Here is a 13,273-nt window from a genome sequence, read left to right as displayed (position 1 = left end):
TAACACGAAGCAGCTGAATATGGGGGAATCAGTCGTTGCTATCCTCTCTGTGCTCAGAATTTGTGCGCCGCCCCTGGGGTCTGTTCACCTTTGGTGATAAAAGTTGCGGGTTGATAGCCGACCTAACCTTGTCAAAGACCAACACGCAACTTGGGAGCTTTCATAACAAGGAACACGGCGAGTGCGCAGACTATGAAGCCAATAATGGTGGCCGTTGAAAACGCTTCATCAAAGAACAGCCAACCCTGAATCGCGGTAACGGGCGGAACCAGATAAATCACCGAGGTGACTTTCGATGCGGCGCCCTGGCCAACCATGTAAAGGTAGAGCAGCACTGCGATGACTGACAACGCCAGTACTGACCAAATCATGGTGAGTGTAAACGTTAAAGACCAAGTCACTTCAAACCCTTCCACCAACCAGGCAATTGGCAAAAAGAACACACCAGCTGCAACATATTGCCACATCGCACAAGCGACCAAATCAACGCCCTGACAAAAATGCTTTTGGTACAAAGTGCCAAGGGTAATGCCAAGTAAAGCAAGGAATACAAACATGTAAGCGTAAAAAGGTTGGGCGTCGATATTCCAACTCATCTTACCTTGCACGACTAATGCGATGCCGAAAATACCCGCGAACAAGCCAACCCACTGTGCCGGATTAAGCCGCTCGCTGGAAAGATTAATCACAATCAGTGCGGTGAGGATTGGCTGGAACCCAACCAATAAGGATGACAAACCAGCGGGCATGCCAAAGCCAATCGCGGCAAACACGCCGCCGAGATAAAAACCGTGGATTAACAGCCCAGACACTAGAACGTGAAACAGTACTTTCCTTTTGGGCATCACAGGTTTCATTACGCCTAGAATGACCACAAAAACCAAGACGTTCAACACCATGCGAATAAAGAGGAAAGTGGCAGCATCCGCATAGGGAAGGCCAAATTTGGCCCCGATAAAGCCTGTGCTCCAAAGCAAGACAAAGACAAAGGGAATGGCGCTTTTCAGCATGAGGCAGCAATCCTTGCGCGATGAGAGTGAGTCGAGAAGTGATTAAAACGCAATCAGTGTGCGACAACAAGGAAAATGACTGCGTCCAAAAGCGTATGAATTCGTATGAGTAAGAAGGTAAGTGTACGAACGACGAAAAAGCCCACAGATGTGAGCTTTATGCGTTGGAACGAGAGGTTAAGACAACCAATCCAGACTGAGCAGTAATCTTGGGGCACTTCCGGGAGCGGGAGAGCGATGAACAATACCGCGGCCTTCATTGCCGACCCAGGCTTCACCTTTCAATATCGCTACGGCACCGGTGGGGATTTCTTTGATACCAGATGGGGCGACAGATTGCTCTGGTAATTGCCCCGGTGAGCTAGAACGCTCAACGTTATTCTCATCTATCCATTCTGTTCCGCGACCAGAGTATGTCACCAGTAATCTGGCTGGGACACGGTCGATATGGAAACGTGGGCACATGGTTGTATCCAACACCTGAAGGCGAACGCCTAACGCGTCGGGTTCGAAAAGGCATCGATACATTTCGACCACATCTTCCACATCCGCTAACCAGCTTTTTATGCCTTTAAGTTCCAACGCCCATTTAGGCAGAAGTTCCCAGATAGACAGTGAATTTTCGAGAGCGACAAAGCGATTGTATTTGCCTACCCGTGCAGCGAACTGGTCGGCAAACTCTCTGCAATCTTGCGAAAGCTCGCGCTGCCAGACGGTAAGATTCACGTCTTCCCGGAATATTTCGGTTAGGCATTCTGGGTGGGTATTCTGAACCGTCACTGGCCGGGTGACTGTTTCGAACTCCGCTATCATGGACAGTCTCCAAATTGTCTCGCAATTGAAATGTTATAACATAACATTTCAGTGTATGCGACTACATGGAGTATTGCAGATAGAAGTTGTTTTGATTCTCTTCGAACTGAAATTCGTTCTTGAAAATGAAGCATCTAGGGAGGAGGCGTCTGGTTCAAACTAGATCATTGATTAAAAAGATATTTACTATGGTGCCAAGGATAGGTAAGCATGACGACTGAATCTTCGATAGAGACCCGAACATGGGATTTTAACAACCGCTTACCGCTCGCATGGAAATTGTCCTTTTTGCCACCACTGGCATTCTTCGTGATTTTCTTGATGAATCACGAATTTGAACTGACGCTGTTTTTAGCATCACTACTCGTTTTCATCGTATTCTTTTTGTTCTTTGGTTACCTGTTCAGCCATGAGTTGGTAGAAATTAACTCGTCTACACTAGAGCATTCTTATCATCTGCTTGGTGTGACCTACAAAAAGAGAAAGTACCCACTTGGACACATACATAACTTGCGTGTGTACCCAAGCATGTCAAAGCCGTCTTTTTTCGACCCTCAAGGCCCTTTTTCAGAACAATTGAGGCTGCATATGCTTGGCGGCTCGGTAGTGTTTGATTATGGCCCTCTACATCGAAGTATTCAGATGTTCAAGGGAATGCCGGAGAAGGAGGCGCTAAAGTGTGTCGCCCAAATGACTGAGTTGCTGAATGAATATTGATTGAGAGGTCGCTCGCTAAGCATCCTCTTGTTTCTGAAGCCAACTCTGGCTTTTGATACTTTCGCCGAAAGCTTGAAAGTTGCCCGCTATCTGCGTGTTTCTGGAGAGATGATCTGAAGGGGAGCAAGAGCACATGGAAAGTTTGGGGCTGATTTATTTTCATCTGGTAACGGCAGTACTGTCATTTCTGCTCGGAACCTATTTACTTGCCCGCAGAAAAGGGAGCCCGCTGCATAAACGGCTCGGAAAGATATATATGCTGTTGATGGTGGCAACGGCCGTCTCTACCTTGTTTATTCCGTCGCAGGTGGGGCCTCAGGTGTTTTATCACTTTGGCTATATTCATATCCTCAGTATTGTCACTCTCTACACCGTGCCTGAGTCCTTCATTGCAATTAGAAAGGGTAATGTGAAAAAACATCAGCAAGGCATGGTGATCTTGTATGTTTTGGCGCTGTTGGTCGCGGGTGCATTTGCGTTTACGCCGGGAAGATTACTGCATACTTGGCTGTTTGCTTAGTCGCGTCGAATAATAAAAAAGGCTGCTTGGCAGCCTTTTTTATTATCAAAATTTATAGACAGCCCCAAGGCTGAACTCCCAACCCAAATCATTTTGCACAAGGGGGCTGTTGCTATCATGGTGCTCAAGTGCAACTTCTGAAATGGCCAGCCAGTCTTCAGAAAGATCGTAAAGGGCGATAACACCGCCTTTGTACACCCAGGTTTCGTCAGCGCTGAATTCAGCCAAGCCAGAGGCAGAGGACTCCTGAGCTGAGATGGAATACAGATGCTGGGAAAGCTTCTCGTCGCGATAATTCACTTCCACGTAGGGTGACAAGACAAAGTTGGTGATGGGCGTGTCGAACGCTCGGCCGAGATGCAGTTGGATTTCGTAGCCGTTGTGCTCGTCGGTAACATCATGAAGATAAGTGAGGCGGGCACCGACAGTACCCAGCGTAATACCAAGCTCGCCGTTGCCATCTCGGTTATTTATCCCTGAAGGGATGTCGTCGAAATCGTCAGAAACTTCTGCAAAGCGAAGGTTACCGGAAAGGCCAATAAACGGGATAGGGTTGTAAGTGAACAGACTGCCATCAATAAAGCCATGTTCACTGTTGTAAAACAGGTATGGTTCAGCCCCAGCCTTTGCGCCTTGATTTGAAAAGACTGATTCTCCGACAGTCAGTCCGGCACCGACAAAACCAAAATCCTTGTATTTATCCTGTGCTAAAGCTGGCGTCGCGATGACAGACAGCAACAAAGGGGACAGGATTAATATGACGCGTTTTCTCATTGCAGCTCTCCTTTTCTATGAAAAAGAAGAACTGCAATGGAGGAGGTTTCTTTCAGCGGACTTTGGCAAACAGCTAGCTTTGCCGGTTACCTTTGATGAGATCCTCGATGGTCTCAGTCACTTGTTTGAGTTTCAGGCTTTGCTCTTTGTAACTCATCGAAACTTCAGAGGTTTCATTGGCAATCTGGTGGTTGTTGTTGACGATTCCTGTCATGGATTCCATGGCAGAATTCACCTGAATGAGGCCTTTCATTTGCTGGTTGAACGCCTGACTAAAGGAATCAATTTCCTGAGCCAACCCTTCAATTTTGTTGGAGATATTCGAAAAACTGACCTGGGTTTGCTCCGAAAGCGCCTTACTTTCCTTCACCCGCAGTTCTGTGTCTTGCACTATCTGGCCAACGGTGACCATCGAGTCTTTCAGCAGCTTATCGATATCTTGCGATGCCTGACCCGACATTAAGGCCAACTGGCCCACTTCCTGAGCCACAACAGCGAACCCGCGTCCGTGCTCGCCTGCGCGTTCGGCTTCTATAGAAGCGTTGAGTGACAGCAGCTTGGTTTGGAAAACAATGTCATGAATGACCTTGGTGTAGTCGGAGATCTTTCTGATGATCTCGTTTATCTCCTGCAATTGCTTGTTGGAGTTTTCAATCAGCACGACCGAATGCGCCATCTTGTCCATGTTTTTGCTGCCGTCAGAGCTGAGCGCTAACGTGCCTTTGGACACATCCAGACAGGTCAGGACGTTTTCATTGGTGCGTTCCACCATCTCCCTGATTTCAGACATGGCAGAGACGTTGGAATCCAGCGCGCTTCGCTGTTTCTCAACCCCATTGGCAATGTCTTTTGCGCCTTGCAGAACAAGCTGGGAATTTTCCTGTGCAGCTTCAGATACATAGGCGAGGTCTTTGGTGATTGAAATGAGCGGCTTAGAAAGTCGCATAGAAACGAAATAGATGATTAAGAAAAGCAGAATGATGATGCTGACAAAGCAAAACAGCACCACTTGCAGATTCCTTTGCAGTGCCGCCGTTGAAGCCTTCTCGTTGTAGGTAATATTCAGCACACCGAGCAAAGTCCCATCAGGAGCGAGGATTTCTTCCGAATACTTCAATGCTCCTTCACTGGCTTCCTTGGGGGCGGTTTCTGTGTAAGGCACCCCAAGGCTGTCCATAAATTGGATATGATCAATATCCTTATCTTTCATTCCAACTTGAACAAACTCCTCCAACGCCGACAAGTCATAATTCATGATGTATGTCTTGCTGGATTGATTCAGAAAGTTGGCCAATGACTGCACTTTCCCTTTTTGTATTTGGGATAGCTCTTGAGCAGTCATGTGGTGGAAGAACACAGCCGCCAATACCAGCAATGCGGTGATACTCCCGATCAAGGGAACAAGAATCCGGTACTTAAGCGACAACCCTTTAAAAAACGACATCCACTTATTCATGGCTTCACTTCATGCTGCTGACTGGGATCGCTTTGCCATTCTCGATTTTCGTCAGGTATACATCGTCCAGGCCCTGTCTATCAGACTTACTGAAGTTCACGTAAAGGCCACCAAAGTTCTTGTTGCTGATGTTCTCCATCGCATTGACAAAGTTTGAACGGGTGAGTGACTGACCTGCCTGCTGTAAGGCTTCAACAATCACCATGGCATTCAAATAGCCTTCCAGTTGGGTGTAGTAAGGGTTTTTAATACCTTGGGCGGCGAGATCTTTTTTGAAGTCTTCAATAATGCGAAGGTCACTTTCATCTGGATTAGGCATGACCTGGGAGATATAACTGCCGTCGCCGTCAGCACCTAATTCTGCAATCAGCTTTTTAGTGCCCACAAAAGAGATATTGGCGAATTTAGCGTCAAAGCCTTTCTGATTTGCCAGTTTGATGAAGGCACCACAGGCTTTGTAAGCGCCGACCAAAATCACGGCATCCGGATTTTTGCTCATGATGCTGTTCAGCCCTTGCTCGACATCCAATGTATTTCGCGTATATCTGCCTTCTGCATGGATTTTGAGGCCGCGTTTTCTGAGCGCGCGCTGTACGCCTGCTTTACCTGCTGCGCCATAGCCGTCGTCCTGGATAAACACGGCAATTTTCTTGTATCCCAAATCACTGATGAAATGGTTAACCAGCTTTTCGGTTTCATTGAAGTAGCTGGCACGGATATTAAAAATATTTGGATTCGCAGGGGTGCGGAGGAACTCTGCACCAGTGAAAGGGCCGATATAAGGGACCTTTGCACGGTTTACTTCGGGAACAACGGCTTTTGAAGTGGGTGTGCCAACGAAACTGACAAGGGCAAAGACTTTGTCAGTGTAAATCAGCCTTTTCGCGTTCTTGGCAGCGCGATCCGGCTCGTAACCGTCATCAAGGGATATGACCTTGATCTGCCTGCCATGAACGCCGCCTTGCTGGTTAATTTTCTCAAAGTAGGCGAGGGTACCCGCTTTCACCCCTGTGCCTAAACCCGAGGCTGGGCCGGAAAGTGCATTACTCATGCCGAAAGTTATGGTGGTATCAGTGACACCGACCTCAGCAAAAACGGTATATGGTAGCGCGAGAAAAGACACCATTATCCAGCGTAAGAATTTCATCGCAAAGCCCCTTACTAACTATTTGGTTATTAGTGAGTATAGGAAACATAACCAATGTTTCATCATTGAGATTTTGTGATGTCGAAATCAGTGCTGGTTACAGGCAGGGATATTCGTAAAGCGCGGCATCAAAGCCTTCTACTTCCCGTCGGTCAATGAAATAAAAACCGAACGATTCGTAGAAATTACGAAGCCTCGGTCTGTCACCGTGGCAATCACAGCGCAGCCATTGTCTCCCCTCTGACTTAACTAAGTCCACCATAGCCTGTAAAACGCGATGACCAATACCGCGGGTGATAAAGGCATCGCCAATCACTAGTTTGTGAAAAAACAAAGAGTCATCAGCAGTGATTTGAGGCCAGAAAAGAGTATCTCTTTCGAGGATGAAGACACCGCCAATGATCTGGTCTTCTTCTTTGACCAAATACAGGCTGTCATCGCCGTATGCTTTTTGCAATGCAGACACCGAGACCTCTTCACGCTCCCAAAGAGGGATCCCCGCGCTTTCGAGTCTTTCAATGGCTTCAAAAAGAAACCCTTCAATTGTTCGCCAATCGTCAGGATGATTAGATTTTGTCAGTGATATCGGCATAGTTCCCGGTGTTCTGCGACCGCGGCGTTGAGTTTAGACCTCTGACGTTTCAGACAGGGACTTTTTCAGCGAGCGGGCTTTGTTAAGTTCAATTTTATAGGCAGCCAACAGGGTGGAAAGATCACTCACTTTCACCGTACAGTTGCCCTCGTTGTCCATCGTGTTTAGAACGTCATCGTTAAGTCTGGCGAGTGCATCACGGGTCGCCGGAGTATCAGTTGTAATAGGCATTGTTATTAACTTTTTTGTTATTAGTGTTGGGCTATTTAATCAGAAAGCGACTCAAGGAAACAATCTGGTTTTGAAACGGATTGTTTCAGTCAATCGAAGTGTAGCGCTTGGTGTCATAAGCGGCAGAGTTGGTGCGAAAATTAACCAGAAAATTAGACTTGTCACCCAATTGTAATGAAATTAGCCGCTTAAAGTTACTCAAAGCGGCCATTCATTAAATTGTTAGGATGTCATTTCAAGCGCTCAAAGCACGTATTACTTGCTTTCCAAGAGCACTGAAGTTTTGCGATTAATATCGAAAAATGCAGACGCCTATTCGCTGTGACTAGGGTAAATCAGAGCCTCAGTATCAAAGCCACGGGATTTGGCAGCTTCGATGAATTTCTGCATTACCTCTTCCGAAACCTCTGGTGTTCTCGCTAGCAGCCATAGGTAATCTGTATTGAAGCCAGAAACGAAGGCGTAATCGTAGTTTTCACCCAATCCAAACACCACGTAAGACGAGTAGAAAGGACCAAAGAAGGAGACTTTCAAATGGGCGACATCACGTTCGGCGACGAAGTAGGCTCGGCCTAACGCTTCACTCCATTCTTTGTCTTCATCGCTGTAACCACGGTTAATGACGTTGATGCCACCATCTTCGCGTGGTGTGTATTCCGCTGAGACGGAAGAAAGGCCGCGTTCGAAGGAGTGGTCGAGTCTGGCGATTTCGTACCATTTCCCGAGGTAGCGTTGTTCGTCAAATCCAGTGACAGGCTCAACGCCTTCAGGAATGGATTGGCAGGCGGTCAGGCCAAAAAGAGAGGCTGCAATCAAGAGCGCTTTAAACATAAATCGTGTCTTCTTTTTATTGTTGGTGAGTATGGCTTAATACGATGCCAAAACCCTAGTGGCTCATTTAACGAAGAATCTTCGCCAGTGCATCAGCCAAAGCCGCATGACCTGCTTCATCAAGATGGAGGCCATCAATAGGTGATGCCTCACAGACGGTGGCTGCTTCGAAGAAATCGCAGCCTTCTTCCTCAGCCACTGCACGGAAAAAGCTCGCAAGCTCAAGAGACTTCTGCCGACCATCACGAAAACCTGAAGCCCAGTTGTTGGCGTCGTGCATTGGCGCGGGTGAAACAATCAAAATACGTGGTATTGGATGGCCTGCGTTGTCGCACTCTTTGACCTGGCCAATCAGTTTGCGAATGCCTTCTGCAATCCAAGCGGGCTCGGAAGGGAACTGGGATTTCAAATCATTGGTACCAAGTGTGATCACCACGCAATCCAATGGGCGGTGAGAGAGCAGCAGCATGGGCAGAGCAGCGCTTCCATTGCGGTAAGGCTTCATTGGGTCATTCCACACTGTGGTGCGTCCATTGAGCCCTTCCTCAATAATCACAAAACGGTCTTCGGAGCCGTCGTCTTTGTCAATGTTGAGCGCGTCTTGAAGGCGTGATGTCCAGCGAATGTCTTCGCCCCAACGCGAGCCATTTGAAGGGTTATAACCCCAAGTATTTGAATCACCAAAACATAAAATCCGTGGCATTGAGATATCCCTTTATATTGATTGCTTCCATTTTACGATGATTGATGGGATTCGTCGTCAATTGACTGCGATGGTTTGACGCTTTTCATTTTTACCGTGTCGCGTGTTGAATGGCTTGGATGTTTAAAACGCCTCAGTTTAGGCAACAGGATGAGGCTAGCTAATCATCCGTTTTAGAAAGCGCTTTTCAACAAAGGGCGAAGCATCCAATCAACGGACGGTGGGGGATCTGCCTTAAGGAACGTCAGAGTTTTGGACAGATAGGGTTCCGAATACAAGGAGTTCAGATGCAATGAATGAAAAAACACCCATGCAGAAGCGAGCGGCAGCAGCCAGGCACACAACCTCTGTTGATCAATCTAACCGACGAGTGCCGATTAATCTCAGGCAGTCGGGTCCCACACCGGTCGAGCTTCTGATCTCCACACGGGTTAGGAAATCTCCCTATTGGCATCTGTCTTATGAATCTGACTGCTGGCAGGCCACGATTTATAATCGCATGTATCACCCCCGCGCTCATATTCCCAAAGAGCAAGGCGGTGTGATGGCAGAGTATGATGCGTTGGTCAATCATGTGGCAATGTGGAATGTTGCGGTTGAGCGCCAGATTCAGGTGAAAGGGCCGGACGCTGAAAAGTTCGTCGACTTTGTTATCACTCGCCCAGCGAACATCATCAAACCCATGCGCGGAAAGTACGTGATCTTGTGTAACGAAGAAGGCGGGATCATGAATGACCCCGTGCTTTTGCGCATTGCGGAAGATGAATTCTGGTTTTCGATTTCAGACAGTGACATCGAATTTTGGCTTCGTGGCGTGAACATTGGTAAAGGCTTTGATGTCACCATTGCTGAAATTGATGTCTGTCCGGTACAAATCCAAGGGCCGAAATCCGAAGCGCTGATGACGGATCTGTTTGGCTCAGCAGTCAGTGACATTCCTTTTTATGGCTTGATGGAAGGCACGCTAAATGGCGCGGACGTAATTATCTCCCAGACCGGGTTCAGCGGAGAAAAAGGCTACGAAATCTACTGTTTGGACGCGACGTTGAACGCGGAAAAAGTCTGGTATGGCGTGCTGGAAGCAGGTGAAAAGCACAACCTGAAAGTGACCGCCGTCGCCCATCACCGCCGCATTGCCGCAGGCATTCTTTCCTGGGGGCAGGATGTTGATCAGGAGGTGTCTCCCTTCCAATGTAACCTCGCCTATCAAGTGCCGAAAGACAAAGAGGGCGACTACATAGGCAAATCAGCACTAGAGAAAGCCAGAACGCAAATCGAAGCCGGAGAATCTCCGTATCCCCTTGGTATGGTTGGGATTGTCTTTGGTGGCGAGCCAGTGATTGATTACGCCAACGATTTTTGGCTGATTTATGGCGAAGAGGGTGATGATGCAGTCGGCTACGTGACATCGCCTTGGTACAGCCCAGAACTGGAAACCAACATCGCGCTTTGCCATGTGCCTTGGAATGGACGGGATGTCGGCACCAAATACAGGGTAGCGTTGCCAACGGAATTTGGCGGAGAGGTTGTCGGAGCCGAGGTCGTCAGTATACCCTTCCGGCCTTCGGTGAACCCTAACTCCCGGGAAGTGGAGAAATCGCGCACCAGTGCGCCTGTTTCCTGACCTATATGCTGGCGGTGCAATGCGCCGCCTCCTTCTGGCGAAATGCTCATGACCATGAATTTTGAACAAGGCAATGTTGATTGTATGCCTCAGCTTCCCGATCCTGTTTTTGCTGCGGCAAAGCTTATTTGTCATGCCTCTATAGAGGCGACACCACGTCAAGTGAGTGCATTGGAAAGCCGTCCGGAATGGCTGCCAAAGGGTATCCGTGTGTACGTGCCTTTTCTTCCTTCCTCAAACTTTGAAGATGCTTTCGATACCTGTAAAACCCTGTTGATTTGGGGTGTGGTTCCGGTTCCTCATCTTCCTGCACGCGCTGTCCCGAGCGAAGAGAAACTTCGTGAATGGTTGTTAGCGCTCAAAGTACTGGGCGTAAAGCAATTACTACTTATCGCCGGGGACATTGAAACTGTTCAGGGACCTTATGCGGATACCATGCAACTTCTGCAATCTGGTCTGTTGCAGGAATATGGCATTGAAAGCTTTGGTGTTGCGGGGCATCCCGAAGGACACCCCCACGCTGAGCAAGCCACATTGAAACGCGCACTTGAGTTCAAGCGTAACTATGCCAAAACACATGGGCTGAGTCTTTGGGTGGTGACGCAATTCTCGTTTGAACAGACGGTTTTGGAGCAGTGGCTCGATGAACACCAAACCATACTTGCTGGCATTCCGGTTTATCTCGGACTTGCTGGGCCTACGCGTTTGAAAAACCTGCTTTCGTACGCGGCGCAGTGCGGGGTAGCAACATCCGCAAAGGCGCTGACCAAGAACCTAAATGCCGTCAGGCTGCTGAGGCCTTGGACGCCAGATTCATTGCTGGAAGGGCTGGCAATTTATCAATCGAATAGGTCGGAATCTGTGTTGAAGGGGATCCATTTGTTTCCGTTTGGTGGGCTGAAACAATCCGCTGAATGGCTCGCTAACAAAGCCAGATAATCCAATTCACTGGTAGTAACCCGGCATTTAATCTTGATGCCGAGACTCTGAAATAGTGAAATTTGGGGCACTCTAATGAATAATCAAAATAATACCGTATTAGTGACTGAAAATATGACAGCTTTACCTCCACCCGGCGCGCCGGATATTGAAATCGCCCGTGCCGTCAAACCTTGGCCGATCTTTGAAGTGGCCCAGCGTAAACTCGGCGTGGCCGCACATGCTTTGATCCCGTTTGGGCATTACAAAGCCAAACTGGATTTGTCACAGATTGATACCACCTCGAAAGTGGGCAAACTCGTGCTGGTCACCGCGATTACGCCAACCCCAGCAGGGGAAGGCAAAACAACCACCAGCATTGGTCTGGCAGATGCCCTGAATGCTATCGGTGTTAGCGCCAGCGTTTGTTTGCGTGAACCGTCATTGGGCCCTTGTTTTGGTGTGAAAGGTGGTGCAGCTGGCGGTGGCCGCGCGCAAGCCATCCCGATGGAAGATTTAAATCTTCACTTCAACGGCGATTTCCACGCGATCACCTCCGCGCACAATCTGTTGGCAGCCTTGATTGATAACCATATCCACTGGGGTAACGAGCTTAATCTGGATGCGCGCAAAGTATCATGGCGACGTGTGATGGACATGAATGACCGCGCGCTTCGCCATACCTTGGTGGGATTGGGCGGCCCTGCTCATGGTCAGCCGCGCGAATCTGGTTTCGACATTACCGTGGCGTCTGAAATCATGGCAATCCTTTGTCTGGCAGAAGACCGAAAAGATCTTCAGCGTCGTCTGGGTAATATCATCATTGGGCGTGACCGCGACAACAAGCCAGTGACCGCACGTGATTTAGGCGCAGAAGGCGCAATGACGGTGCTTCTGAAAGACGCGATTCAGCCAAACCTGATCCAGACCTTGGAGCACAATCCGGCGCTGATTCATGGCGGTCCGTTCGCCAATATCGCTCATGGCTGTAACTCCGTGATGGCGACCCGCACAGCCATGGGTCTAACCGATGTTGTGGTGACGGAAGCGGGCTTTGGTGCGGACTTGGGCGCAGAGAAGTTCATCGACATCAAATGCCGTATTTCTGGTTTGAAACCGGATGCTGCGGTATTGGTATGCACCGTACGCGCTCTGAAAATGCAGGGTGGTGTCGCGAAAGACAATCTTGATGCAGTTGACGTTGACGCGGTGAAGCTTGGTTCAGCCAACCTCAAACGCCATATCGAAAACATGCAGAAGTTTGGCCTGACGCCAGTGGTTGCGATCAACCGTTTTCCGACTGATGATGCCAAGGAGCTTTCTATCATCAAAGAAGTTTGCCTGAGCCTGGGGGCGCGCGTCGAAGAAGCACAGCATTGGGCAGAAGGTGGTGTGGGCGCCAAAGCGGTTGCTGAAGCAGTGAAAACCATCTTGGATGGTGAAGCGCCAGATGTGCAATTCCTCTACGAAGATGACCTGCCGATTGATGACAAAATCCGCAAAGTTGCCACCTCACTCTATGGCGCGGAAGACGTGCAGTTCAACATCGCGGCACAAAAGCAGCTCGATGAAATTCACCAGTTGGGTTACGGACATCTCCCTGTGTGTATCGCGAAAACGCCTTACAGCTTCACTTCTGAGCCATCGGAGCTTGGCGCACCATCAGGACACATACTGCCTGTGCGAGAACTGCGCCTGATGGCGGGAGCAGGCTTTGTTGTCGCGATTTGTGGTGATGTCATGACCATGCCAGGACTACCGCGTAAGCCCGCCGCGCTCAGCATCTCACTGGATGATGATGGCGAGATTGTTGGACTGTTCTGAGTGCCATCTGATTTAAGTGTCAAAAAGCGCTACCTTGAGTAGCGCTTTTTGTTACTTATTCCTTGAACGTTTTTCTCCTGCCTTGAAGCACGTAAAGTACATGTCATTCAATT

The 13,273-nt window shown here is 48.7% G+C and carries 14 protein-coding genes; 5 read left to right on the top strand and 9 right to left on the bottom strand.

Annotation, left to right across the window (positions count from 1 at the left end; translation table 11 throughout):
• Positions 1-131 precede the first annotated feature (131 nt).
• Positions 132-1,010, bottom strand: a complete 879-nt coding sequence (locus QL223_RS12010) for a DMT family transporter (RefSeq protein WP_281544883.1) — start codon at positions 1,008-1,010, stop codon at positions 132-134.
• A 177-nt stretch (positions 1,011-1,187) separates the two neighbouring features.
• On the bottom strand, positions 1,188-1,823 hold the full coding sequence (locus QL223_RS12005; RefSeq protein WP_281544882.1) for a DUF1826 domain-containing protein: 636 nt from the start codon (positions 1,821-1,823) through the stop codon (positions 1,188-1,190).
• A 210-nt stretch (positions 1,824-2,033) separates the two neighbouring features.
• On the opposite strand from QL223_RS12005, the gene QL223_RS12000 reads away from it, so the two are divergent.
• Together QL223_RS12000 and QL223_RS11995 are read left to right on the top strand one after the other, a co-directional pair.
• Positions 2,034-2,540: a hypothetical protein gene (locus tag QL223_RS12000; protein WP_281544881.1), complete on the top strand. Its 507-nt coding sequence runs from the start codon at positions 2,034-2,036 to the stop codon at positions 2,538-2,540.
• Positions 2,541-2,673: 133 nt separating this feature from the next.
• Positions 2,674-3,060, top strand: a complete 387-nt coding sequence (locus QL223_RS11995; RefSeq protein ID WP_281544880.1) for a DUF2306 domain-containing protein — start codon at positions 2,674-2,676, stop codon at positions 3,058-3,060.
• A gap of 45 nt (positions 3,061-3,105) precedes the next feature.
• On the opposite strand, the gene QL223_RS11990 is transcribed toward QL223_RS11995, so the two are convergent.
• The 7 genes from QL223_RS11990 to QL223_RS11960 all read right to left on the bottom strand — a co-directional run bounded on the left by QL223_RS11990 (position 3,106) and on the right by QL223_RS11960 (position 8,794).
• A complete protein-coding gene (locus tag QL223_RS11990) occupies positions 3,106-3,834 on the bottom strand; it encodes a MipA/OmpV family protein (RefSeq protein WP_281544879.1) in 729 nt (242 codons plus the stop codon).
• A gap of 73 nt (positions 3,835-3,907) precedes the next feature.
• Positions 3,908-5,290, bottom strand: coding sequence for a methyl-accepting chemotaxis protein (locus QL223_RS11985; protein WP_281544878.1), 1,383 nt, complete (start codon positions 5,288-5,290; stop codon positions 3,908-3,910).
• A gap of 4 nt (positions 5,291-5,294) precedes the next feature.
• Positions 5,295-6,437: an ABC transporter substrate-binding protein gene (locus QL223_RS11980; RefSeq protein ID WP_281544877.1), complete on the bottom strand. Its 1,143-nt coding sequence runs from the start codon at positions 6,435-6,437 to the stop codon at positions 5,295-5,297.
• Between the two features lie 97 nt (positions 6,438-6,534).
• On the bottom strand, positions 6,535-7,029 hold the full coding sequence (locus tag QL223_RS11975; RefSeq protein ID WP_281544876.1) for a GNAT family N-acetyltransferase: 495 nt from the start codon (positions 7,027-7,029) through the stop codon (positions 6,535-6,537).
• A 33-nt stretch (positions 7,030-7,062) separates the two neighbouring features.
• A complete protein-coding gene (locus QL223_RS11970; RefSeq protein WP_281544875.1) occupies positions 7,063-7,260 on the bottom strand; it encodes a hypothetical protein in 198 nt (65 codons plus the stop codon).
• 312 nt (positions 7,261-7,572) lie between these two features.
• On the bottom strand, positions 7,573-8,091 hold the full coding sequence (locus QL223_RS11965) for a lipocalin family protein (protein ID WP_281544874.1): 519 nt from the start codon (positions 8,089-8,091) through the stop codon (positions 7,573-7,575).
• A gap of 67 nt (positions 8,092-8,158) precedes the next feature.
• A complete protein-coding gene (locus QL223_RS11960) occupies positions 8,159-8,794 on the bottom strand; it encodes an SGNH/GDSL hydrolase family protein (protein WP_281544873.1) in 636 nt (211 codons plus the stop codon).
• A gap of 292 nt (positions 8,795-9,086) precedes the next feature.
• On the opposite strand from QL223_RS11960, the gene QL223_RS11955 reads away from it, so the two are divergent.
• From QL223_RS11955 to QL223_RS11945, 3 genes are all read left to right on the top strand, one after another.
• Positions 9,087-10,418 (top strand): glycine cleavage T C-terminal barrel domain-containing protein, encoded by a 1,332-nt coding sequence (locus QL223_RS11955; protein ID WP_281544872.1) that lies wholly within the window; start codon positions 9,087-9,089, stop codon positions 10,416-10,418.
• A gap of 48 nt (positions 10,419-10,466) precedes the next feature.
• Entirely contained in the window at positions 10,467-11,357 is an 891-nt protein-coding gene (locus QL223_RS11950; RefSeq protein WP_281544871.1) for a methylenetetrahydrofolate reductase, read from the top strand.
• A 114-nt stretch (positions 11,358-11,471) separates the two neighbouring features.
• Entirely contained in the window at positions 11,472-13,160 is a 1,689-nt protein-coding gene (locus QL223_RS11945; RefSeq protein ID WP_281544962.1) for a formate--tetrahydrofolate ligase, read from the top strand.
• The last annotated feature ends 113 nt before the right edge of the window (positions 13,161-13,273 follow it).

Source organism: Grimontia sp. SpTr1, assembly GCF_947387585.1.
Taxonomy (GTDB): domain Bacteria; phylum Pseudomonadota; class Gammaproteobacteria; order Enterobacterales; family Vibrionaceae; genus Enterovibrio; species Enterovibrio indicus.
The sequence above is the reverse complement of the archived record's forward strand: the minus strand, read 5'-3'. Positions and strand labels throughout refer to the sequence as shown.

Bases quoted from the DNA above. Each gene is read 5' to 3' on its own strand.
- QL223_RS11965 (WP_281544874.1), bottom strand. From the start codon at position 8,091: ATGTTTAAAGCGCTCTTGATTGCAGCCTCTCTTTTTGGCCTGACCGCC.
- QL223_RS11960 (WP_281544873.1), bottom strand. From the start codon at position 8,794: ATGCCACGGATTTTATGTTTTGGTGATTCAAATACTTGGGGTTATAAC.
- QL223_RS11950 (WP_281544871.1), top strand. From the start codon at position 10,467: ATGACCATGAATTTTGAACAAGGCAATGTTGATTGTATGCCTCAGCTT.
- QL223_RS11945 (WP_281544962.1), top strand. From the start codon at position 11,472: ATGACAGCTTTACCTCCACCCGGCGCGCCGGATATTGAAATCGCCCGT.
- QL223_RS11990 (WP_281544879.1), bottom strand. From the start codon at position 3,834: ATGAGAAAACGCGTCATATTAATCCTGTCCCCTTTGTTGCTGTCTGTC.
- QL223_RS11985 (WP_281544878.1), bottom strand. From the start codon at position 5,290: ATGAATAAGTGGATGTCGTTTTTTAAAGGGTTGTCGCTTAAGTACCGG.
- QL223_RS12010 (WP_281544883.1), bottom strand. From the start codon at position 1,010: ATGCTGAAAAGCGCCATTCCCTTTGTCTTTGTCTTGCTTTGGAGCACA.
- QL223_RS11970 (WP_281544875.1), bottom strand. From the start codon at position 7,260: ATGCCTATTACAACTGATACTCCGGCGACCCGTGATGCACTCGCCAGA.
- QL223_RS11975 (WP_281544876.1), bottom strand. From the start codon at position 7,029: ATGCCGATATCACTGACAAAATCTAATCATCCTGACGATTGGCGAACA.
- QL223_RS11980 (WP_281544877.1), bottom strand. From the start codon at position 6,437: ATGAAATTCTTACGCTGGATAATGGTGTCTTTTCTCGCGCTACCATAT.
- QL223_RS12005 (WP_281544882.1), bottom strand. From the start codon at position 1,823: ATGATAGCGGAGTTCGAAACAGTCACCCGGCCAGTGACGGTTCAGAAT.
- QL223_RS11955 (WP_281544872.1), top strand. From the start codon at position 9,087: ATGAATGAAAAAACACCCATGCAGAAGCGAGCGGCAGCAGCCAGGCAC.
- QL223_RS11995 (WP_281544880.1), top strand. From the start codon at position 2,674: ATGGAAAGTTTGGGGCTGATTTATTTTCATCTGGTAACGGCAGTACTG.
- QL223_RS12000 (WP_281544881.1), top strand. From the start codon at position 2,034: ATGACGACTGAATCTTCGATAGAGACCCGAACATGGGATTTTAACAAC.